The sequence below is a fragment of the Kiloniella sp. genome, assembly GCF_965205715.1.
Classification (GTDB): domain Bacteria; phylum Pseudomonadota; class Alphaproteobacteria; order Kiloniellales; family Kiloniellaceae; genus Kiloniella.
This window is the reverse complement of record NZ_CBDBHW010000014.1, coordinates 1,627,705-1,649,917: the sequence shown is the minus strand read 5'-3', so window position 1 is coordinate 1,649,917 and position 22,213 is coordinate 1,627,705. Positions and strand designations below refer to the sequence as shown.

At 46.6% G+C, this 22,213-nt stretch carries 23 protein-coding genes and 3 pseudogenes; 12 read left to right on the top strand and 14 right to left on the bottom strand.

What is annotated here, in order from left to right; translation table 11 throughout:
- Positions 1-8: 8 nt before the first annotated feature.
- Positions 9-971: a glutamate racemase gene (murI, locus tag ACOGW3_RS25040; RefSeq protein ID WP_419905414.1), complete on the bottom strand. Its 963-nt coding sequence runs from the start codon at positions 969-971 to the stop codon at positions 9-11.
- Complete coding sequence (locus ACOGW3_RS25035; protein ID WP_419905413.1) at positions 961-1,332, bottom strand: hypothetical protein; 372 nt, start codon at positions 1,330-1,332, stop codon at positions 961-963. The genes murI and ACOGW3_RS25035 overlap by 11 nt, the downstream gene beginning before the upstream one ends.
- A gap of 134 nt (positions 1,333-1,466) precedes the next feature.
- Here ACOGW3_RS25035 and ACOGW3_RS25030 point away from each other — a divergent pair, with 134 nt between their 5' ends.
- The 5 genes from ACOGW3_RS25030 (at position 1,467) to ACOGW3_RS25010 (ending at position 6,158) form a co-directional block, all read left to right on the top strand.
- A complete protein-coding gene (locus ACOGW3_RS25030) occupies positions 1,467-2,525 on the top strand; it encodes an ankyrin repeat domain-containing protein (protein WP_419905412.1) in 1,059 nt (352 codons plus the stop codon).
- Between the two features lie 251 nt (positions 2,526-2,776).
- Entirely contained in the window at positions 2,777-3,493 is a 717-nt protein-coding gene (locus ACOGW3_RS25025) for a GcrA family cell cycle regulator (RefSeq protein WP_419905411.1), read from the top strand.
- A gap of 316 nt (positions 3,494-3,809) precedes the next feature.
- Positions 3,810-4,145, top strand: a complete 336-nt coding sequence (locus ACOGW3_RS25020; protein WP_419905410.1) for a hypothetical protein — start codon at positions 3,810-3,812, stop codon at positions 4,143-4,145.
- 146 nt (positions 4,146-4,291) lie between these two features.
- Positions 4,292-5,536: an amidase gene (locus ACOGW3_RS25015; protein ID WP_419905409.1), complete on the top strand. Its 1,245-nt coding sequence runs from the start codon at positions 4,292-4,294 to the stop codon at positions 5,534-5,536.
- Between the two features lie 55 nt (positions 5,537-5,591).
- The gene (locus ACOGW3_RS25010) at positions 5,592-6,158 is read left to right on the top strand and encodes an MOSC domain-containing protein (RefSeq protein ID WP_419905408.1); all 567 of its coding nucleotides are present in this window, start codon (positions 5,592-5,594) and stop codon (positions 6,156-6,158) included.
- 51 nt (positions 6,159-6,209) lie between these two features.
- On the opposite strand, the pseudogene ACOGW3_RS25005 reads toward ACOGW3_RS25010, so the two are convergent.
- A pseudogene (locus ACOGW3_RS25005) lies at positions 6,210-6,611 on the bottom strand (adenine phosphoribosyltransferase); the annotation flags it as partial.
- Positions 6,612-6,681: 70 nt separating this feature from the next.
- Between ACOGW3_RS25005 and ACOGW3_RS25000 the strand changes: the two are divergent.
- On the top strand, positions 6,682-7,914 hold the full coding sequence (locus tag ACOGW3_RS25000) for an ISL3 family transposase (RefSeq protein ID WP_419901077.1): 1,233 nt from the start codon (positions 6,682-6,684) through the stop codon (positions 7,912-7,914).
- 27 nt (positions 7,915-7,941) lie between these two features.
- Here ACOGW3_RS25000 and ACOGW3_RS24995 read toward each other — a convergent pair.
- Positions 7,942-8,091: pseudogene (locus ACOGW3_RS24995) on the bottom strand (adenine phosphoribosyltransferase); the annotation flags it as partial.
- A gap of 154 nt (positions 8,092-8,245) precedes the next feature.
- On the opposite strand from ACOGW3_RS24995, the gene ACOGW3_RS24990 reads away from it, so the two are divergent.
- Both ACOGW3_RS24990 and ACOGW3_RS24985 read left to right on the top strand, forming a co-directional pair.
- The gene (locus tag ACOGW3_RS24990; RefSeq protein WP_419901077.1) at positions 8,246-9,478 is read left to right on the top strand and encodes an ISL3 family transposase; all 1,233 of its coding nucleotides are present in this window, start codon (positions 8,246-8,248) and stop codon (positions 9,476-9,478) included.
- Between the two features lie 65 nt (positions 9,479-9,543).
- The gene (locus ACOGW3_RS24985; RefSeq protein ID WP_419905407.1) at positions 9,544-10,284 is read left to right on the top strand and encodes a methyl-accepting chemotaxis protein; all 741 of its coding nucleotides are present in this window, start codon (positions 9,544-9,546) and stop codon (positions 10,282-10,284) included.
- A 110-nt stretch (positions 10,285-10,394) separates the two neighbouring features.
- Here the strand turns inward: ACOGW3_RS24985 and ACOGW3_RS24980 are convergent, their stop codons facing one another.
- The gene (locus tag ACOGW3_RS24980) at positions 10,395-10,637 is read right to left on the bottom strand and encodes a hypothetical protein (RefSeq protein ID WP_419905406.1); all 243 of its coding nucleotides are present in this window, start codon (positions 10,635-10,637) and stop codon (positions 10,395-10,397) included.
- 228 nt (positions 10,638-10,865) lie between these two features.
- Positions 10,866-11,975 carry a DUF2336 domain-containing protein gene (locus tag ACOGW3_RS24975; protein WP_419905405.1) on the bottom strand — a complete coding sequence of 370 codons (1,110 nt, stop codon included), beginning with the start codon at positions 11,973-11,975 and terminating at the stop codon, positions 10,866-10,868.
- Positions 11,976-12,240: 265 nt separating this feature from the next.
- Between ACOGW3_RS24975 and tnpA the strand changes: the two genes are divergently transcribed.
- A complete protein-coding gene (gene tnpA, locus ACOGW3_RS24970; RefSeq protein ID WP_419901154.1) occupies positions 12,241-12,675 on the top strand; it encodes an IS200/IS605 family transposase in 435 nt (144 codons plus the stop codon).
- Positions 12,676-12,901: 226 nt separating this feature from the next.
- On the opposite strand, the gene ACOGW3_RS24965 is transcribed toward tnpA, so the two are convergent.
- From ACOGW3_RS24965 to ACOGW3_RS24950, 4 genes are all read right to left on the bottom strand, one after another.
- Positions 12,902-13,636, bottom strand: a complete 735-nt coding sequence (locus ACOGW3_RS24965) for a hypothetical protein (RefSeq protein ID WP_419905404.1) — start codon at positions 13,634-13,636, stop codon at positions 12,902-12,904.
- A 216-nt stretch (positions 13,637-13,852) separates the two neighbouring features.
- Positions 13,853-14,536: a class I SAM-dependent methyltransferase gene (locus ACOGW3_RS24960; protein ID WP_419905403.1), complete on the bottom strand. Its 684-nt coding sequence runs from the start codon at positions 14,534-14,536 to the stop codon at positions 13,853-13,855.
- Positions 14,537-14,630: 94 nt separating this feature from the next.
- Entirely contained in the window at positions 14,631-15,134 is a 504-nt protein-coding gene (locus ACOGW3_RS24955) for a DUF302 domain-containing protein (RefSeq protein ID WP_419905402.1), read from the bottom strand.
- Between the two features lie 323 nt (positions 15,135-15,457).
- Entirely contained in the window at positions 15,458-16,690 is a 1,233-nt protein-coding gene (locus ACOGW3_RS24950) for an ISL3 family transposase (RefSeq protein ID WP_419901077.1), read from the bottom strand.
- Between ACOGW3_RS24950 and ACOGW3_RS24945 the strand changes: the two genes are divergently transcribed.
- Entirely contained in the window at positions 16,677-16,880 is a 204-nt protein-coding gene (locus ACOGW3_RS24945; protein WP_419905401.1) for a hypothetical protein, read from the top strand. The genes ACOGW3_RS24950 and ACOGW3_RS24945 overlap by 14 nt on opposite strands.
- A 172-nt stretch (positions 16,881-17,052) precedes the next feature.
- Here ACOGW3_RS24945 and ACOGW3_RS24940 read toward each other — a convergent pair whose 3' ends face one another.
- The 4 genes from ACOGW3_RS24940 to ACOGW3_RS24925 all read right to left on the bottom strand — a co-directional run bounded on the left by ACOGW3_RS24940 (position 17,053) and on the right by ACOGW3_RS24925 (position 20,719).
- The gene (locus ACOGW3_RS24940) at positions 17,053-17,733 is read right to left on the bottom strand and encodes a hypothetical protein (RefSeq protein ID WP_419905400.1); all 681 of its coding nucleotides are present in this window, start codon (positions 17,731-17,733) and stop codon (positions 17,053-17,055) included.
- Positions 17,734-17,823: 90 nt separating this feature from the next.
- Positions 17,824-18,441 (bottom strand): LysE family translocator, encoded by a 618-nt coding sequence (locus tag ACOGW3_RS24935; protein ID WP_419905399.1) that lies wholly within the window; start codon positions 18,439-18,441, stop codon positions 17,824-17,826.
- A 211-nt stretch (positions 18,442-18,652) separates the two neighbouring features.
- On the bottom strand, positions 18,653-19,684 hold the full coding sequence (locus ACOGW3_RS24930; RefSeq protein WP_419905398.1) for a polyprenyl synthetase family protein: 1,032 nt from the start codon (positions 19,682-19,684) through the stop codon (positions 18,653-18,655).
- A gap of 300 nt (positions 19,685-19,984) precedes the next feature.
- A complete protein-coding gene (locus ACOGW3_RS24925; protein ID WP_419905397.1) occupies positions 19,985-20,719 on the bottom strand; it encodes a glutathione S-transferase family protein in 735 nt (244 codons plus the stop codon).
- An 89-nt stretch (positions 20,720-20,808) separates the two neighbouring features.
- On the opposite strand from ACOGW3_RS24925, the gene ACOGW3_RS24920 reads away from it, so the two are divergent.
- Positions 20,809-21,726 (top strand): LysR family transcriptional regulator, encoded by a 918-nt coding sequence (locus ACOGW3_RS24920; protein ID WP_419905396.1) that lies wholly within the window; start codon positions 20,809-20,811, stop codon positions 21,724-21,726.
- A 115-nt stretch (positions 21,727-21,841) separates the two neighbouring features.
- Positions 21,842-22,192: pseudogene (locus ACOGW3_RS24915) on the top strand (substrate-binding periplasmic protein); the annotation flags it as partial.
- Positions 22,193-22,213 lie beyond the last annotated feature (21 nt).

Below are 22,213 nucleotides of genomic sequence, written 5' to 3'. Positions count from 1 at the left end.
GCAAGTTTTTAGCCCAATATCGCTTTTAGCCAATTCTCTTCCTGTCTTTGCTCTATAAAACCTTCTGGTTGAAAGATCTTGGTGGTTGCTCTGACGTGGTCCGGGCAGCCAGAAGTGAAGTGTTGAATGCCTTGTTGGTTGGCTGACGAACTATTCTTCGTAGAAATTAAATGAGGATGGCGTATGAGATAGTCTTTAAGGCTATCGGCACAGACCGAGGGTTGGCAGAGGATGGGAACGCTCTGGCCCATAATCTTCCCGATGATTTTTCCTGCGGCTTTTTCAAAGTCATTTTTCAGCAGAGGATAATGGGTGCAACCGAGCATAATCCAGTTGGGAACCCGATTATGTTCCTCAACCAGTTGCCGGACATATCCCTCTACAAGAGCGTCCATGATCGCGGTGCCTTTTTTACTCTCCAAGGCGGGAACCAACTCGGGACAGGCGAGTTGAATGACATCAAGTTGCGGGGCACGTTTGCCGATCTCAACAAGATAGGTCTGGCTTTTCACCGTGGCCTCGGTTGCGAAGATGCCGACGGTTCCCTGTAAATTTTGCTGGGGGTGTTGCTCCCACTTGATCCAGGGGCGGTCGGTTATGGTTTCGACCATGGGAACAAGAACCCCGAGGATCCGGTTGTCAGCAGCTCCTGGGGTTGAACGGGCTGGCAGCCATTCTTGCTGGAGCTTACGCAGGGCAATCGCAGAAGCCGTGTTACAGGCGAGGATCACCAGTTTACAACCTTGCTCAAATAGGAAGTCAACGCCCTGCCGGGTCATTTCATAGACTTCAGGGCCGCTTTTAGGGCCATAAGGAGCACGCTTGTGGTCGCCCAAATAAATAAATTTTTGCTGTGGCAGTGCGGCGCGTAACGCGTGTAAAACGGTTAGGCCACCGGAGCCTGAATCAAAGACCCCGATTGGGGACGTTGCCGCCTGTGTTGGATGTGTATCTATTAGTTTAACCGTCATTACTACAGCTATAATTCCCACTTATGGCAGGAATTTGGCGATGATAGTACGCAAGTTCGAAAGGTGTTTTCGGGGCCTGTTCGTTTGCGTTTGAGAGAAGTAAGCTACAGAATTCTTTCAAGCTGTTATCCAAAACGTCTTTTGACTGCCCTCCAGTAATGAGAAAGCGAATCTCGTTATCGGAAAGGATTTCGACCTGCCCAATGCCTCTGTCTGTTAAATCGCCAAAAGCTGTGATCGCAGTATGTATTTGTTTCCGACCTTCCAACGGGTCTTCTTTTTGCGAGAATAAGAAGAAAGTCGAGAGGACCATAACGATGAGTAGCGGGATCGCGCCAAGGATCCACCAATTTTTGAGCATGGTTGCGTTGTTCTCTTTTCCTGTGTAAAAAAACAGAAGCGTTTATTTATGTACTTGGTTTGGTATGTACCTGGTATTGGGGGGATCCCATTAACACCGGGTTGTTGTTTGCGGAATATATCACGGTGTTAGTAATGCGAAAGCCTATTTTCGGCATGTTGCCGCTTATCGGGACGATGGCGTTGAGCCTTACCTTTGGAATGCTCAATTCTTCAGTGTCTTATGCTGACTTCGACGAAGGTCAAAAGGCCTTTGAAGCCGAAGATTATTCCACTGCTTTTCGTTATTGGCAGATGAGTGCGGACCAGGGCGAAGCTCGCTCTCAGTTAAATCTTGCCCGTCTTTATAGAGACGGTATGGGCACCAACAAAGATAAAATCGCAGCCTCGCTCTACTATTCTCTGGCGGCCGACCAGAACCTGAAAGATGCAGGGCAAGAACAAGAGATCCTCCTAAAAACATTTTCAGAAGACGAAGTTAAGCTCACGGATAAATTGGTCGAGAGCTGGGAGCCTGTTGATATTGCACCTGTTGTAGAAAAAATTCCCTTAAGCGCCGCGGAAAAAGAAAAGAGCCGCTGGTTTATCGCTGCAGAAAAAGGGAAGGTGAAGGTCATTGAAGAAATGATCGAGGCAGGATTTGATGTGGATGAGCGCGATCAGGATGGTTGGACAGCTTTGATGCTGGCTGCTCTGAATAGTCACCGAGTGACATCTTCTACATTGATTAAAGCCGGCGCCGATCTTTCTGTCAGTGATTCTCTCGGCATGACAGCACTTATGGCCGCGTCAGTGGCTGGAAACAAAAAACTGGTTACCTTTATGGTCAAATCAGGTGCTGACATCGAACAAGAAGATAGCGTTGGTGAAACCGCGGAATATATGGCGGAACAGGCCGGCCACGTGAGCGTAGCACGCTATTTCTCGACCATGGAATTGCCCGAAGACCAGGTGAAAAAAGCGCAGCAACTTCTTATTGCTCTGGGTTATCTTGAAGGCAGTGCCGATGGGAAAACGGGGCCTAAAACGTCGGAAGCTGTGAAAAAGTTTCAAAAGGACAATGCTCAAAAGCAAACCGGGTTGGTTCGGAAGCTTCTTTTAGAAACTCTTGAAGACAAGGTACCTGCTGAACCCGTGCTTGAAGCGGATAAAACGGATGTGTCGTTTGAATCAGCAGCAATGGTTACCAATTAATTTTCTCCTCTGAATTTTGACTTCTCTTGATCTTATGGTCGCCGAATATTGTCCTTTTCTGTAAAATAGGGTGTGCCGAATGATCGGTTTCGAAGTATTTTTTGTCATTATATCGAAATAACCAGAGATATTTCGGTTCGAAGACTCGACTCGGGTTCCCTAAAACTATAAGGTAGCCCGTCGTTCGCGGAGATTTGTTAACAAGTTTTCCGCTTCATAATTATTCTTTTACATACGTTAAGGCAGTCTAGATGAACTGGACGGAAGAGCGCATTGAGCTTCTGAAAAAACTATGGGCAGAAGGCCATAGTGCTTCACAAATTGGTAAAATGCTGGGCGTTTCTAAAAACGCTGTTGTCGGTAAAGCCCACAGAATGAAACTGGCTGCACGGCCATCCCCTATTAAACGCAGTGCCAAAGGTGATGCCGCTAAGAAGGATGCTCCAGCTAAAAAGGCTGCTCCAAAAGCTGTTAAACCTGCTGCACCTGTTGCTGCGAAGCCTGTGGCAAAACCAGCCGCTCCTGCTGCGCCAGCCGTTGCAAAAGCACCTGTCGCTCCGCCGAAGCCACGAGGTTTTGCCCCGCCGCCACGGCCGGTTGCGCCTAAAGTTGAAAAGGCTCCAACTGCGGCTGAATTAAAAGCTGCATCGCTTCCTGCAAAAGCACGTCGCAAGGCAAGTTCTGATGCTGCAGATCGTAAGCTTTTCAGTGGTGCGCTTGAAAAACGTAAGGGGCCTAAGTGTCTTTGGCCCGAGGGCGATCCTGGAGATGATGATTTTCATTTCTGTGGCGCGCCTGCAGTTCCAAGTAAGCCTTATTGCGCGGAACACTGTGCACGTGCCTACATTACCAAAAGTAGCCGTGGCGCTAAGAAGCCGGGAATGACTTTGGAAAGTGTTCCAAGAGAAAGTGATGAAACGCCTTCTCCTGCTGCTGATGGGTCCTCTACAGAGACTAAATCAGCCTAAAAGCTGATATGATTTTGAGCACCGTCGGGTGTCTCGCTGAAGTAAAACAAACCCCGTTATTTTTAACGGGGTTTGTTTTGTTTTAGGGATGGGGCTTATTTGGTGGCATTCCTAATTATGCGAAATAAGTATAAATCCCAATAAGTATAAATCCTAATTTTGCCAGACTTTCGCCCAAATTATATAATTAACTATGGCTGTACTGTACTGGTAAACGTGTCTGTGTGTGTTTGCCTAAATTAATGACCCCATTTGTGGCCAAGCTTTGTGGGATATGTTTAAAGAGGATGGTCTTATGTCAAAGGTAAAAAACAGAATGAATAAATCAAAATATTCAAGTCTGATAAAGTTGCCTTTAGCTCTGTTAATTATGGTGGGCGTTTCCGGTGCAATGATTTCGTCTCCTTTGGCGATACAGAGTGCATGGGCACAGGAAGAAGAAGATCCGGGCGAATTGGCGCGTGAAAGCCTTGAACTGATGATGAAATCACTCGGCCTCGTAATCGATGCTATTCCTCAGTATGAAATGCCTGTCATAAATGATAACGGTGATATCATCATTCGGCGTAAGCAAAAGGACGATTGGGAAGATGAAGACGAAAACCCGGAAGTTGAGAACGAAGACGACGAGGATAGCCCAAAACAAATCTGAATGAAGCCGCCAGATTTCTTGTCCCAATGGGGACTGAATATACCAATAATTTCCAGTTTATCTCTAGAGGCTAAGGACAGCCTTGCAGCAAAGGCCCGGGCGGGGTAACTCATTTAGGTAGAGATGAGTTAAAAAGGAACGATCCCATGTTCGATAGTTTAGGTGCCTTTGTCCCCGGTGGAAATATGACTTTTGAGGGCGCAGATAAAGGCCCCTTGAAAGGTTTTGGTTTTGCGGTCAAGGATATCTATGACCTGAAAGGCTATGTCACAGGCTATGGCAACCCTGACTGGCAAAGTCGCCGTCGCCCTTCGAAAGAACATGCGGTGGTCGTCCAGAAGCTCCTTGATGCCGGCGCAATGGTAATTGGTAAAACCATCACAGATGAATTCGCCAGCAGTCTTGATGGACAAAATTTTCACTATGGAACTCCGGCGAACCCGGAAGCCCCTGGTCGCATTCCTGGCGGATCTTCCAGTGGTTCTGCCTCTGCCGTTGCTGGTGGATTGCTGGATTTTGCCCTCGGCTCTGACACCGGGGGATCTATTCGTATTCCGGGAAGTTATTGTGGGCTATTTGGCCTACGTCCGACCCATGACCGGATCACCAAAGAAGGTGTTCTGCCCCTTGCCGACAGTTTTGATACCGTCGGATGGTTTGCTAGGGATGCCTGGTTGTTAAATCTGGTTGGTGAAGTCTTGATGGAAGCCAAAGCCAATACTGACGCGATGCCGGAGAAATTACTGATTGCTGTTGATGGATTTGACGCGTTGGACGAGCGAGGACGACAGGCCTTACGACCTCATCTTGAACGACTGGAGCAGCGACTTGGTAAGGCGGAGTACGTCACGCTCAATCCTGATAACCTTGAGGTCACGGGACTGACAGAAAATCCACAACAAGGCCTTCTTGGGCTGGCGGGATTATTTCAGGTCCTGCAAGGCCGTGAAGTCTGGGATACCCACGGCGCATGGATTGATCGGGTGAAGCCAAAAATGGGGCCCGATATCCAACAACGTATGGATTGGCGTAAGACTATTTCTGATGAACAGGTTGCTGACGCCGCAGAAAAACGGGAACTCTTTAACAAACGTCTGGCGGCATTGCTAAGTCCAAAAACTGTGCTGTGTTTGCCTTCTGCTCCCGGAATTGCCCCAAGAATTAACGAAGAAGCCGAAGCCCTGACGGCACATCGTTCTCATTTGTTATCTCTGACCTCGCCCGCCGGGCTGAGTGGCTGCCCGCAAATCACCATGCCTCTGGCAACGCTTGATGGTTGTCCCTTGGGATTATCTTTGATGAGCGCGAGAGGATCGGATCTTGAGCTTTTGTCCTTTGCAGAGAAATTCTGTGGTGGAGAAGAAGAGGCCCAATCACTATCTCCGTTCTAGTCGTTCTTTAACAAATGTATCTGAGTATCAACCCCTGACAGAAGGTCGCGCGCCCATGTCACTAGAAGCACCCATTTCACCAGAAGCAAAAGTCATTGCCACATGTTTGAGTGGTGAGCACCAGTTCAGCAAATCAACTGTGGATTTTATCGAGCTGATTGCCGGTCAGGGTATCAGAGGGGATGCACACTGCGGGGTGACGGTGAAACACCGTTCCCGTGTGGCTAAAGGGCCTAGCCAACCGAACCTTCGCCAAGTGCATTTGATCCATTCAGAATTACACGCTGAATTAGTTGAGGCAGATTACGAAGTTGGGCCGGGGATCATGGGAGAGAATGTAACGACCCAAGGAGTTGATTTGCTGGCCTTGCCTGTTGGGACTATTTTGCGGCTTGGATCTGAGGCTGTGATCTGGCTTACGGGATTACGTAATCCTTGTAAGCAACTCAATGATTATCAGGATGGGTTGATGCAGGCGGTGCTTGACCGGGATGCAGAAAACAACTTGATCCGAAAATCCGGTGTTATGGCGATGATACTCGAGGGCGGGATCGTCAGGGCGGGAGATGAGATCGTCGTTGAGCTTCCTCCATTACCACATGCACCGCTGGAACGGGTCTAACAACTCACATTATTAGACCCTTATTGTACCGATGTTAGCGCCAAAAAGGGGTTAGTCGTCGTACTGGATCAGGCTGGTAACAGGTACGTTGCCGAGCTTGTCTCTGCCTTTGAGGAAGTTCAGTTCAATAATACAGGCAACCCTTTTTACATCGCCGCCGGCTTGCTTCATCAACGCAATCGCTGCTTCCATTGTGCCACCCGTTGCCAGGAGATCATCAAGCATAATGACGCGTTGGCCGGGTTTTACCGCACCTTCCTGAATTTCAATGGTATCAGTGCCGTATTCGAGATCGTAAGTGTAGGAAATGGTGTTGCCCGGAAGCTTGCCTTTCTTACGGATCATCATAAAGCCCATACCCAAACGCATAGCGAGAGGGGCTGCGAGTAGGAAGCCACGAGATTCGATCCCTGCGAGAACATCGGGCTGGCTCTTCTCCGCTTTGTTGAGTAGAAAAAGATGCCGACCGCCAAGTAACCTGTTGATATGTATGGTTTCTGATAACTTTACATAGAGCAGGTATATGACAATCAACATCTCGCAGCATATTTTAGGCCTCAAAGGGCAACGTGTAAATGAAATTAAACTGGATGACGGCGGTGTTAAGATTGTCATTCACTGCAGCCGAGACGCGCGTAGGAGGGCTATAGACCCTGCTACAGGCCAGAAGGGAAGCATCAACCAGCATGTCCGCCGACAAGTAAACGACATCCCCCTTTTTGGGTATCCTTGTGTGGTCGAGATTGAGCTGGCGCAGGTTTATATTAACAAGGGCGAACGCCGCATTGAGGGGTGTGATTTTGTTGATAAAGGGTGCCGTTTCACTCACCGATTTTGCCGACTGATCAGTGGATTATGTCGGCATATGTCTATTCAAGCGGTTTCCAGACATTTGGATATACGATGGGAAACGGTCAAGAATATCGACAGGGCATACCTTATTGAAACTCTCCCTACGCTTGATCCTGCAGAGCTAACTGGCTTGGAATATATTGGTGTAGATGAAGTTGCCCGGGCGAAAGGTCATGACTACATGACGGTGGTCTACGATATGGTTGGCGGTCATCTGATCTGGGTTGAAGCAGGCCGAACTGCCGAGGTTTTTTCAAGGTTTTTGAAACAACTGCAACCAGATACAGCCTGCAAAATAAAGGCCGTAGCGATGGATATGGGGCCTGCCTACCAAAAGGCTGTCAGAGAGTCCTTGCCGTTGGCCGACATAGTATTTGACCGTTTCCACGTCATGAAAAACTACAGCAAAGCTATCCATAATCAGCGTCGACTTGAGTTCAGAAAGGCCGATCCAAGTGGTAAAGAGTTGATGAAAGGGACGCATTATCTGTTGCTCAAAAATGCGGATAAGTTGAGTGAAAAACAAAGTGACAAGCTGCAAAGGTTGCTGGAGAGCAATAGCAACCTGAATGCACTTTACGTCTTGAAAGAACAGCTTCAGCTGCTGTGGAGTGCCGCTTCATTTGAGGCGATGGCGGAGCAACTGGAACGTTGGTGCCTGATAGCAGATCAGTCACAGATGCTCTATCTAAAAAAGTTCGCGAAATCCCTACGGAAACATTGTGTGGGCATCTGCAACTACGCCAAACACAAGCTCACAAGCGCCAGGATAGAGGCTGGTAATGTCAGTATAGGAATGATCCGTAAGCGAGCCAGAGGCATCAAGGATACCGAATACTTCAAACTCAAAATTAGACAATCATCCATTCCAGATAATCAATCTATGCTCTATTTGAAATCCTAAATCTACTCAACAAAGCGGAGAAGTGCCATCGGGCTTTTCTTTTTCGATAATAACCGCAAGGCGTTCGATGGTCTCGTTCCAGGCCTCGGCATGGGCCAAAAGGGTAGAGATATCATAAAAGAGTATGCCGGGCTTGGGGTAATCTGGAACTTCCCGGATATGATCTTTTAAGTCGATGCTCATGATAACGCAGTCCCTTTTTCTCTGGGCTAATTTATGGAAGGCTTGAATTAAAAGGCTCTTCTCCGCTTTGTTGAGTAGAAAAAGATGCCGACCGCCAAGTAACCTGTTGATATGTATGGTTTCTGATAACTTTACATAGAGCAGGTATATGACAATCAACATCTCGCAGCATATTTTAGGCCTCAAAGGGCAACGTGTAAATGAAATTAAACTGGATGACGGCGGTGTTAAGATTGTCATTCACTGCAGCCGAGACGCGCGTAGGAGGGCTATAGACCCTGCTACAGGCCAGAAGGGAAGCATCAACCAGCATGTCCGCCGACAAGTAAACGACATCCCCCTTTTTGGGTATCCTTGTGTGGTCGAGATTGAGCTGGCGCAGGTTTATATTAACAAGGGCGAACGCCGCATTGAGGGGTGTGATTTTGTTGATAAAGGGTGCCGTTTCACTCACCGATTTTGCCGACTGATCAGTGGATTATGTCGGCATATGTCTATTCAAGCGGTTTCCAGACATTTGGATATACGATGGGAAACGGTCAAGAATATCGACAGGGCATACCTTATTGAAACTCTCCCTACGCTTGATCCTGCAGAGCTAACTGGCTTGGAATATATTGGTGTAGATGAAGTTGCCCGGGCGAAAGGTCATGACTACATGACGGTGGTCTACGATATGGTTGGCGGTCATCTGATCTGGGTTGAAGCAGGCCGAACTGCCGAGGTTTTTTCAAGGTTTTTGAAACAACTGCAACCAGATACAGCCTGCAAAATAAAGGCCGTAGCGATGGATATGGGGCCTGCCTACCAAAAGGCTGTCAGAGAGTCCTTGCCGTTGGCCGACATAGTATTTGACCGTTTCCACGTCATGAAAAACTACAGCAAAGCTATCCATAATCAGCGTCGACTTGAGTTCAGAAAGGCCGATCCAAGTGGTAAAGAGTTGATGAAAGGGACACATTATCTGTTGCTCAAAAATGCGGATAAGTTGAGTGAAAAACAAAGTGACAAGCTGCAAAGGTTGCTGGAGAGCAATAGCAACCTGAATGCACTTTACGTCTTGAAAGAACAGCTTCAGCTGCTGTGGAGTGCCGCTTCATTTGAGGCGATGGCGGAGCAACTGGAACGTTGGTGCCTGATAGCAGATCAGTCACAGATGCTCTATCTAAAAAAGTTCGCGAAATCCCTACGGAAACATTGTGTGGGCATCTGCAACTACGCCAAACACAAGCTCACAAGCGCCAGGATAGAGGCTGGTAATGTCAGTATAGGAATGATCCGTAAGCGAGCCAGAGGCATCAAGGATACCGAATACTTCAAACTCAAAATTAGACAATCATCCATTCCAGATAATCAATCTATGCTCTATTTGAAATCCTAAATCTACTCAACAAAGCGGAGAAGTGCCCAGATGGTGCAGTCCAATCCAGCGCCGGAGCACAAGAAATGGCAGCTGTCGCAAGTGCAACCTCTTCCGAGGCCAGCGGTATTGTCGATGTCTGCCAAGTTGCCTCCAGAAGTGTGAATGCGGTTACAAGTGCTTCTCAGCAGCTCACGAACTCCATTGAAGAAATTGACACCCGAGTGCAAGAATCATCTTCTGTCGCCACAGAAGCTGTCACACAGATCAAAAAAACCAACGAAGAGGTTGAAGGTCTGTCAGAAGCGGCCCGTAAAATTGGAGATGTTGTCGGTCTTATTTCTGACATAGCAGAGCAAACCAACCTCCTGGCCCTCAATGCCACGATTGAAGCGGCACGTGCGGGAGAAGCTGGGAAAGGTTTCGCGGTCGTAGCCTCTGAAGTAAAATCACTGGCAACTCAAACGGCAAAAGCCACTGAGGAAATATCCGAGCAGGTATCCTCTATGCAAAACGCGACCGGAACTGCTGTTGATGCCATCAAAGGTATTCAGGATATCATCACCAAAATTGATGAAATTTCCGGTTCAATTTCTGAATCCGTTGGGCGCCAGAACCAAGCGACACATGATATCGCGCAAAATGTTCAGGAAGCCTCCTACAGTACCGGACAGGTAACAGACACAGTCGATCGCGTTCGCAGTACAGCAGAGAACGCAAGTGCTGCAGCCCAGGCTGTTGAGAACATGATTACTCAGATGACCGATCATGCCGATCTCTTGGGTAAAGAAGTTGAAGCCTTTTTGAGCAAGGTTAGGGTTGCTTGATCTCCACCCTCTAACCTTTGTTTGATGAATAAGCCCCAGCTATCCCCCCGTTGGGGCTTATTCTTTACTACTGTATGCAACTTGACGAGGAGAGTACCTGGATCTCGGGCTTAACGGCCAAAGGAGCGATTAGCTGACACGTGATCGGCAAAGCTTTGACCACCGAGCAATCCAATAAGATGCGGCACCATCAATACAATAACAATAAGGGCAAGAAATTGAATTGCAGTGGGTGAAACCCAACGAATTGTTCCTGGAATTCTTGGCCTTTTAGACCACCACCCGGCAACAGCAATAATCGCCGCCCCACTCCCCATTATCATTAAAGTCAAAAATAAATCAGGTCCTGGCATTCGCCTGTGTTCTCACTATCAAATTTGGGTGGCGAATAAAACCTTAAGGCCGATCGTCGTACTTCGAACAAGATCGAGACATCCTGTTCCGGTTTCACTTACGGTTTTCCAATAGTGATTTCAAGAGGCAGTCTTTAGAAATAGATCTAATTCGCCGATCCTCAACAACAAAAAACGGACAGAAAAATCTGCCCGTTTTTTATTTATTCATAACCTATCTTGTTCGAATCAGGCCGAATACTGCTGTAACTTTGCCACCAGATATTCCATCTCTGCCGGGGCTAATTCTTGGTCAGGGAGCTCAAACACCGTAAGTAAACGCTCGAGTAAATGACTGGCAAATTTCTCGCGGTCATTCCCTTCTCCGCTATACTCCATTTCATGATGGAGATTTATTGCAGCTTCAACAAAAGGCAGGTATGCCATCAACATCCCTGCTTTGTTGTAGATGGATTTTAATCCGAGTTCTCCCTCATCGTGAATGAGGACTTGCGCGTTCTTCAATTTGACACCGGCAAGTTCAGCCATCGCACATTCAAAGAACATCATATCGCCAGAACAAAGAGCACGTAATACCAATGACGGCGTAAGTTTGCCCCCTTTGTGCAATTGCCCGACAAGTTTTTCTAATTCGTCCTGACTAGACCCCTCTTTCAAAAGGGATACAGTTGCTCGCTCACGAACTTGCAATATTAAATTCGATGCCTGATCAAAATCCAGCTCATGGCGACTGACAATGTAGTGCCTTAGGCGGTCAGAAAGTGTATTCATCAGACGTTCTGATACGGAAGCAGGCAGAGAAGGCCTGCGGGAAAGAGATCCAGAAACGGCCTCGCTTTCCTTATATTCGGTCATCACCCGGCCGTACCCGTTTTCCGATATCTCGGCGCCTTCGTTTGAAACCAACTTGGCGACAGCATGCTCATTGCCAGTGTCGATCACAGCTTCTGATACTGCTTCAGATACATTGGCGCGCAGTGCTATCGCTTCTTGTTTTGCCGTGCAATCCTGTCCCAAAATTCCAATAAGGTCTTCATCAGAGAACACATCCGAGAATTTCAACATTGGAAGAGACACAGAATCAACGTCTTCTGCCATAGCCATTGCAATGTCTTTTGGAAGATCATCTGCGGCCTTCAAAGAATTAGAAAGAGCTTCTCTGACAACAATCTCGGCATCCTTGACCAAGGCGCGAAAAATTTCTTCAGCAACCGCTTTTTCTTCTTTGGTAAAGTCCTTTGCTTCGAAATGTGAAGCAACTTTCATTGTGGTCTCCGCGCGCACGGCGGGTGAGGAATCTGCCAGAAGTTTGGCGACATCTTTCTGCGTTAGACTCATAGCGCTCCAGCTTCTTTCCAACCATTTAATCTGGTGACCAGAATGGTACACCGACTATTTCAAAATCTATTATCTAATTTTCCAGTTAATTCATGCTTAATAAAAAAATAAAATTTGAATTATTTTCAACCAATTATCTCACCATAACATTTATTAATTTAATCCGGTAAACCCCCGGCTATGCCGGGGGACTCTCAATGGTTTGACCGTTCCCACGGTCTTACATTTCTTTGTTTATTGACCAAAATAACAAAGGAATTAGCCGATGAGAGATTACAAAAGCCTTGCACATACGAGATGGGATTGTAAATACCACGTGGTTTTCATCCCTAAACGCAGGCAAAAAGTTATCTATGGCAACCTACGTCAGTATCTTGGTGAAATTTTCCATGAACTGGCCGGGCATCGCGAAAGTAAGATTGAGGAGGGCCATTTGATGCCGGATCACATTCACATGTGTATCAGCATACCGCCCAAACATGCTGTTTCAAAAGTCGTTGGATACCTAAAAGGAAAAAGCGCGATTGCCATAGCTCGAAAATTCAAAAATAAAGCACGGAATTTCAAGGGTGAAAATTTTTGGGCCCGTGGATATTTCGTCTCAACTGTAGGGCTCGATGAACAGATGGTGAGGGAGTATATCAGAACGCAAGAAGAGCGTGATAAGTACTTTGACCAAATGGATATATTCAATCCATAACCGCTTTAGCGGTTCCCAATTTGCCCCTTTAAGGGGCTCACCCGCTTAAGCCCCCGGCTTTGCCGGGGGTCATTTAACTATGAATATTTATCAATAAATCACAACAACTTACAGGTGAAGATAATTTATTCATAAATAATGCCTTATAAGATTTAATCATTTTTTTGGGCAATTTTAAGACAAGGCACGTTTTTTCATCTTTCTGGCGGGCGTTAAAGGCTCAGATTTAAAAAACCTCCTGCAGATTCTCCTGCCAACTTGGTAGCCCATAGGTTTGCATTATTTTTGGTATCCTACCTTTTTGTACGAGTTCATACATTCTCTGATCAAAGTATCTCATGGCCTCAAACACAAATTCCCGCTGCTTCAGTTCGGGTGAAAAAGCCAGGTAGATTTTTGCACTGGAAACACATCCAGCGGACTTTATCTGCCCCAAAAGTTTGCGCTGTTGAAGGGCATAAATCGTAGAGTTGTAGGTAAATATAAAACTATCGAGCCTGTTATTTTCAATCAGGTTAAAACTGTGTGGAAGGTAGTCAGAACCATAGGGCGAGAAGTAAAATCTATCTTTATGGTCACCGATATAACTGTTCAATTCCTCAATCGATGTATCAATCGCGATGCCAATTTTCTTATTCACCAAAGACTTCACACCATCATATTTCCATGGAGAGCTTGCTTTGACAAAGAAGCACATTTTTTGGGTACCGACTTCTTGTTCCGGATAGAGAAGGTCTGGTGCTTCGGGTTTAGCGGGCGACAAAAGAGCATGCACCTTACCCAAACGTGTTAACCGAATAGCGCGGGTCCATGAATAGGCGGTAACTTCAATTTCATAGGGGCTGTCAGAAAAAACCTCTCTAACCGTGTCCAGTACATAACCTTCATTTACCCCGTTGGGACAAAGTTGAGGACACCAGTCAATGGAGGCAATACGCAACTTTTGAGGTTGAGCCGCCACAATTTCCCGAGAAAAAAGTGTGGCACACAAAAAAATGAGTGCAGCTATCGGTAAACATCTGAAACAAAACTTCAAATAAAACCTCCAGGCATTTACCTATCAGGTCAATATCGATCACCTTGTAGAAATTACATATTAACGTATCGAAATAAAAAATTATATAGTCTTGCGATCCCTAGGGATCAGTCATTAAAGGCCATTATAAGTGCAACCAAATCAACCCGTCATAAAGACATCGTAGCGGGTGGATTTTCCAATGAGTTGATGTGATGGTTTTCTGATATTTTCCAGGGGATCCCCCTTCACCGGCCACTTCAACACCACGCGTTTTGTCGCCACCGACAGAGCGACTTTCATGAGCTCTTCCGCATCAGGATCTGCGCCGACATAACTTCTGAGAACACGCATTTCTTTTTTGACCAAGGCCGTGGTTTTTCGCGGCGGATGCATCGGGTCAACCACGACAACTTCCGGGGACATATCCGCCAAAATTTCTTTGGCGTCCCCATGGAGCAAAGTCATGCGTGCAACAATTGCAGCGATGCGTTCATCAGCTTCACGGGCGCGTTTCAGCCCCTCTTCCAGCATGGCATGAACATCTGGAGAGCGTTCGATAAGGGTGACCTCTGCCCCAAGGGATGCCAGCAAGAAGGCATCGCGGCCAAAACCCGCTGTGGCATCTACGACACTCGGGGTACGGCCTTTGGTGAAACCCGCTGCTTTGGGAAGTGCCTGCCCTCTACCGCCACCAAACTTCAGACGATGACCAACCGCTCCGCCGACAAAATCACAGAACAACGCCTCACCAAAATCCTCAACAGGATTACGCGCATCTGAAATAGGCGCAGGGTCCTTTTCATCAGCTTTGTTTGCGGTGCGTTCTTTGGCCGGCTTTTTCATACCCGTCGGTCTTTTGCCCTAAAGTCAGATTAGAAATAATCTCTACGCTATCCAGACTACAGGGTAAACGACAATTAATAACGGATAATCAGAGTTATTTAACAGCACCTTCGGCTATCGCCGCAAAGATCGCATCCAACTCTTTTGCCATGACATTGAGATCAGCAGAGTTATAAGGCGCAAAAACCGCTGAAGGCTTGCGATAGGTAAGATTAGCGGTGCCATCTTTGTTTTCCGTCAGATAAAAGCGAATGGGCGCTTCAATACCTGCGGGGACCGAGGCCGCAAGCATGCGACGGGCAAAGTCATTGCGATAGACCCCAACCACCATATTCCCCGGTATCGTGATCCCCTGCCCTGCTGCGCCACCACTGGCCGAGGCCCGGGTGACTAGGCCCATTTTGTTCTGTTTGATCGCATCCTTTAAATCGACGCTCAGATCTTTATAGCTTTTCTCAACCTTGATGTTGACCATACCCTCATAAGGATATCCCTGATCCGCCATGGCGACCGAGAAGCCCCCGGCAACAACAGCACCGAACACCAACGGTAAAAGTTTGATAAAAAATCCAATTAAACCATAACGGCGTCTGATCACGGGTCTTCTCCTCTGGGGGCGGTAGGGAATTGAGAAAATGGAATTATTCACTTGGGGATCAACTCCTCTCATCACAAGAGGAATATTGATCTCTCAGATAGCATCACAGAGTAGCCGACAGAACAACAGGCCTCACCGACTTGTGATATCTAGTCGTTAGTTGACACGGTATTGTACTGGATAAGTTGCAGCGACGAGGTCGAAAAGGTCTTGTTGCAGAATCATTGTAAAAACGGCATAAACGCAGGGTCTGTTTGAAGAGATAACTTTATAACCTCTCCAGACTGTTTTTAATTGGCTCTTCTCCGCTTTGTTGAGTAGATTTAGGATTTCAAATAGAGCATAGATTGATTATCTGGAATGGATGATTGTCTAATTTTGAGTTTGAAGTATTCGGTATCCTTGATGCCTCTGGCTCGCTTACGGATCATTCCTATACTGACATTACCAGCCTCTATCCTGGCGCTTGTGAGCTTGTGTTTGGCGTAGTTGCAGATGCCCACACAATGTTTCCGTAGGGATTTCGCGAACTTTTTTAGATAGAGCATCTGTGACTGATCTGCTATCAGGCACCAACGTTCCAGTTGCTCCGCCATCGCCTCAAATGAAGCGGCACTCCACAGCAGCTGAAGCTGTTCTTTCAAGACGTAAAGTGCATTCAGGTTGCTATTGCTCTCCAGCAACCTTTGCAGCTTGTCACTTTGTTTTTCACTCAACTTATCCGCATTTTTGAGCAACAGATAATGCGTCCCTTTCATCAACTCTTTACCACTTGGATCGGCCTTTCTGAACTCAAGTCGACGCTGATTATGGATAGCTTTGCTGTAGTTTTTCATGACGTGGAAACGGTCAAATACTATGTCGGCCAACGGCAAGGACTCTCTGACAGCCTTTTGGTAGGCAGGCCCCATATCCATCGCTACGGCCTTTATTTTGCAGGCTGTATCTGGTTGCAGTTGTTTCAAAAACCTTGAAAAAACCTCGGCAGTTCGGCCTGCTTCAACCCAGATCAGATGACCGCCAACCATATCGTAGACCACCGTCATGTAGTCATGACCTTTCGCCCGGGCAACTTCATCTACACCAATATATTCCAAGCCAGTTAGCTCTGCAGGATCAAGCGTAGGGAGAGTTTCAATAAGGTATGCCCTGTCGATATTCTTGACCGTTTCCCATCGTATATCCAAATGTCTGGAAACCGCTTGAATAGACATATGCCGACATAATCCACTGATCAGTCGGCAAAATCGGTGAGTGAAACGGCACCCTTTATCAACAAAATCACACCCCTCAATGCGGCGTTCGCCCTTGTTAATATAAACCTGCGCCAGCTCAATCTCGACCACACAAGGATACCCAAAAAGGGGGATGTCGTTTACTTGTCGGCGGACATGCTGGTTGATGCTTCCCTTCTGGCCTGTAGCAGGGTCTATAGCCCTCCTACGCGCGTCTCGGCTGCAGTGAATGACAATCTTAACACCGCCGTCATCCAGTTTAATTTCATTTACACGTTGCCCTTTGAGGCCTAAAATATGCTGCGAGATGTTGATTGTCATATACCTGCTCTATGTAAAGTTATCAGAAACCATACATATCAACAGGTTACTTGGAGGTCGGCATCTTTTTCTACTCAACAAAGCGGAGAAGAGCCAACATATTGTTAGTCTATTCTTTGTTTGGGTCTGTGTTTTGGGTAACAAATTTTCACGAACTCTATCTGGATTGTTATATCTGGCAAGCCGATAAAATCTATCCCATAGGATTAGTATTCCTAATGAATAGGATGTTCGGTTTTTCAAGTTAATAAGAAAAAAGGGTGGTTACTGATGTTCAATCTTACTTTCAATTGAACACAATTGATCAGTCAGTTTTATTACCTGTCTGTTGGGTGAGGGGCCCATTTATATTGAATAAAGATCTAAGAGTGTTTTTGATCTTTGGTGGGGGCTGTTGTGTTTGGGGGAGCATTTTTGGGATCCCAAATCCTCCAAAGGCTGATTATTGCCCATAGGCCCGGAATTGGGGCGAGTAGGGTTAGCCATATCTCTGACATCAAGTTACTGATCAGTGCAAAAAGTATGGCAAAGGCTAGGAGGACCATTATTGTTTTACTCACACGAGAAGGAGGGCCAATAATTCTCTTACGCTTTTTTCGAGAGGCTTCTTGTGGTGGCGTAGATAGAGCCATGTGTGGGTCCGAAGTCGCTTTTGCCCAGTCGGGTTCGACTGTCCCATGGCTGTTACCTTTTTGCCAAACGCCATCGGCAACTTCTTCTTCGACGATTTCCGCGTCAATTATTTTAGGTTGAAAGCCATTATTGGCCTGGTCATTGTTTTCTTGCGGAGTTTTGTTTTTGCCCTTGGCTAATATCTTGTCGAGCCAGTCTATCAAAATATTCGAAAGCAGGGCTGTTATGCGAATGGATAACCAGACCGTAATCGCGATCGCAAGCATAATGCCGCCAAACTTGATGATTTCAAATCCTGCCGGAATCTGCTGATTTTTTAGGATGACAACGCCGATAAATACCAGTGGCACGATGATGGCCAGCAAAATACTTAAGCGGCTAATTGTTTTTGTCGTCTTGAACTTTTTCATTATACCGCAGCTGTACTCCCTCAAACGGTAGAATAAGGCATCAGCGTTGACAGAGTGTTAACAACCGTTAACCAGTCAATTCGAGAGATCTTAAGGGCCTTCGCTCATGGCAAGTTTGACACCAAAGCTGGCGAAGGCAAGCGAAGTTGTCCTTCTGAACCAACGCATAAATCGTTCACTCTTTAGCGCGATATTACCAATCAAAGCTGCAAACAAGCCATAGACGACAAACACGGCAAACGTCATTGCCATAAATGCCGCGCCTAACATCAATGTATCTGTCACCCAGGTGGATGCATTTGGATTTACAAACTGGGGGAGGAAGGCAAGGAAGAAGATTGATAATTTAGGATTTAAGGCGTTAATCAAGACACCGGTATAAATAATTTTTACCTTAGATACAGATATTTCCTCTCTCTGATCTAGAGACACCGGACCGCTGTCTTTAAGGGTCTGATATGCGAGATAGAGAAGGTAAGCAACGCCACAGAATTTGATAACCTGAAATAATAAGGCGCTGGTATGAAGAATAGCCGCAACGCCGAAAACGGCAGCTGTGAGGCTTGGCAGGATACCCAGTGTGCACCCAAAGGCTGCGGCAATACTCGCAGCTCGACCAGCTCCCAGTCCCGTCGCAATAGTATAAACAACACCAGTGCCGGGAATGAGAATGACAACAATGGAGGTGATTAGAAACTCGATACTCATCGTTGAGGCCTTTATGTCGTAATTACAAATGAGGACTTTGGTAATTTTGGTCGTAAAAACGGTCTTGCGGAAATGGGATTGATTTTGGCTGGTTTGAAGCAGGCGAAAACGACCGCTTGAGTACAGGCAGCCTATAAGGGTGTTTGAGAAAACACAACTATTCAAAAATATTGAACTTGGGGCTTATTAAAAAGGGCTAGGATCTAAAGCTCTAAAACTCGCGAGCGACAGAAAATTCCACTGCACCAATTAAAGCTCTTTTTTCAGTGCTATCAGGGAACACATCCAAGGCGGCAATTGCCTTTTGCACATATTCCCGTGCTGTCGCCATGCTGTCTTCAAGCGCGTTATGTTTGTTGAGCAGAGCGAGGGCGGTGTCTAGATCATCGTCGGTTTGGTCGAGTTTCTCAATCACGCGGGTCCAGAAAGCTTTTTCTTCCTCGTTGGCACGTTCATAAGCCAGAATGATGGGCAAGGTCATCTTTCCTTCGCGGAAATCGTCACCCACAGTTTTACCCAATGCAGCTTGCTTCGCGGAATAATCAAGAATGTCATCGACGAGCTGGAAAGCAATGCCAAGATACTGACCGTAACTTTCTAGCGCGGTTTCCTCTTCCTTTGGGCGTTCAGCAACAACAGCACCCAATTGGCACGAGGCGGCAAACAGGATGGCTGTCTTCCCGCTGATCACTTCCAGGTAGGCATCCCGATCGGTTTCGAGATCATTGGTCGTCATCAGCTGCTGTACTTCGCCCTCAGCAATGATTGCAGAGGCATCTGAGAGAATGCGAATTACTTCGAGTGAGCTGTCGCGTGACATAAGCTGGAATGCGCGGCTAAAGAGGAAATCACCAACCAGTACACTAGGCTTGTTACCAAAAATCGCATTGGCAGTATCACGGCCACGACGAAGATCACTTTCGTCAACAACGTCATCATGGAGGAGAGTTGCGGTGTGGATAAATTCAATACACGCGGCAAGACCAAAATGACGGTCGCCCTGATAGCCACAAAGCCTTGAAGATGCAAGTGTCAGGAGAGGGCGCAGACGTTTGCCGCCAGCGGCAATGAGATGTCCTGCGAGTTGAGGAATAAGCACGACATTCGATTGCATGTGCTTCATGATCAAGGCGTTTACTTCCTTGAGATCATCAGAAACAAGACCCATGAGAACTTCCATGCCATTTTGTGACATGGTTTCTTTTTGATCAGCTTTTACATCCGCAGCAATGGCCACGTTCATCCCCTAACAAATAACTGGGCACTTACTTTCGTCAAGCACCAGACATACCCGATAGCTCGTTCTTATAGGAAGCCTGATGGGGAGTAAACCAGATAACGGCAATTTTATGATGCTGTGACGATAAGAAACAGCCGCAGTTTACAAGGCGACAAGGGGAAATTGTATTGTGAAGTAACGAACAAACCACGGGTAGATATATTACTGACAACGAAATTGGCAGCAATCATGTGAACGGGGTAATAGGGTTTCACATGTTGCTGCCGACTGGCCTAGTTAACGTGAGCGAAAACTACCTAGCTGCTATTCGGCAGCTTTTTGAGGGATTAAGCCAGAGAGATATGACCTCTTGTTAATCAAAAATTGGATTAATAGCTCTTGATAATCCTGTGGCACGGCCTGGATTACCGAGGGGCGCTGTAATAAGTTTTCGCGGTAGCGCTTCACCTTTGGCAGGTCTTCAAAAAAGTCAAAGCGAATAAAAGTCTCAAGGATATCAAAATATCTGAATATTGGGCCGTAGACCGCATCGACCAGTTGGAGCTCATCGGAGGCAAAGTATGTACTCTCATCCAATTGGCGTTCCAATAATTCAAATTTTTGAACCAACGTTTCACGTTTTTCATAGTAAGTATTTTGGTCTTTTGCACTATAGAGACCAGCGATGCCAGCCAGTATCGTTGAGCCAAACTCGATCCAGGATCTATGAAGTGCTTTGGTGAAAGGATTTTCGGGGTGGATTGAGTTTTCTGTAACTTCGTCGAGATACTCACTGATGACGGAAGATTCAAACAACACACCTTGTTCTGTTTTTAACAGGGGAACCTTACCCAAGGGTGATATTTGCTTAAACCAGTCGGGCTTGTTTGAAAGATCAATATATTTACGGCGATGGGCGATGCCCTTTTCGTCCAGTACAATGATCGCGCGCTGTACATAAGGGCAAAGGCTGAAGCTGACGAGCTCTATATCTGCCTCAGTACTGGGTTTCGTGTTGTGATATGTTGTCCTGGTTGGTCCTATAGATGTGTACGTCATAATAAGTAGTCCGCTTGAATTGCTGTTGACTATGATTTAGTTTGTGCATCTGTGGTGATCAATTCTAAGAAAATGAAAATTGGCTTTGCATGAATGAACAGGGTGAATATTGGCGCGATCTCAGAACGGTGTTGGCTGTGGCTCAAACCGGTTCTCTTTCTGCTGCTGCTAGGCAGTTGGGGATTAGTCACGCGACCGTTTTTCGCCACGTGAACCAGATTGAGGTCAAGTTGGAGGTCAAACTCTTTGAACGTAACCGTGAGGGCTATAGCCTAACCCCGGCTGGCGAAGAAATAACTGAACTGGCTTCGAAATTTGATCGAGATCTCGTCGTTCTCGAGCGCAAATTGTTGGGGCAAGAGATCCAGCCTCGTGGGTTGGTTCGAATTACCACAACGGACACGCTTTTGATTAATTTTTTATCGCCGATATTTGCCGATCTTCAAAAATGTTATCCCGATATTGAGCTGGAAATAAATTGCTCAAACGAGTTGGTGAACCTCAATCGTAGGGACGCCGAAATCGCGATCCGGCCGAGCAAAGCAAGTCCGGATAATATGGTGGGGCGAAAGATATCAAACTTGAGTGTTGGTATTTATGGCACGGTTAAAGATCACAGTAACTTGCTTGATGACGCCGGTAAGCTCAGAAACTTTGCGTTGTTAAAGAGTTTGAACTGGATCGGGCCAGATGAAAGTCTTGCACACCTTCATATCTATAAATGGCTGCAACGACATGAACTCTACCCCCGTGTTCGCACCCGACATAACAGCTTGCTCGCGGTGGCCGATGCGGTTCGAAATGGCGGAGGTGTTGCGATCTTGCCTTGTTTCATGGCCGCGATAGATCCCACTTTGTTGGCCTTAAAAAGACCATTGGAAGATTTTGACAATGAGGTCTGGATTTTAACACACCCAGACCTACGCAACGTTGGCCGGATCCGCGTCTGCATGGACTTTTTAAATAAGGCGATCTCTGAAAAGAGAGAAGTGCTGGAGGGAAGCTGAGAGCAGTTAATCTTCTGGTTAACTAGTTCGCGTATAATTCCCCTTACTCAAATGCTCGTGATTAAAGGCTCGCACAATAATACCTGCCAAGACGGCAGTATTGTTAGGAGTTTTTATGCGAGGACCAGTTACCCCTCTATTTATTGGCTTATTGCTAATTGGGCTATGTGCACGGCAAGCGCTCTCCAGTGAGCCTTTGCAATTGGTAACTCTGGATTATCCCCCTTACGAATATAGCGAAAATGGCGAAATCAAAGGGCTTGCTGTAAATGTCATTCGAGAGGTCTTTCGACGTCTTGATTATAAGATAGAGATCATCAGTTTACCCTGGGCCCGGTCGTTAAAGTTGGTAGAGAGGGGGCAGGCCGATGCTATCTTTACAGCTTATCGCACACCGGAAAGAGAACAGTTTTTGGATTATTCCAACGAAGTTCTGATGCCACAAGAGGTATCTCTTTTTACCCGCAAGAGCTTCCCAGTTCATCAA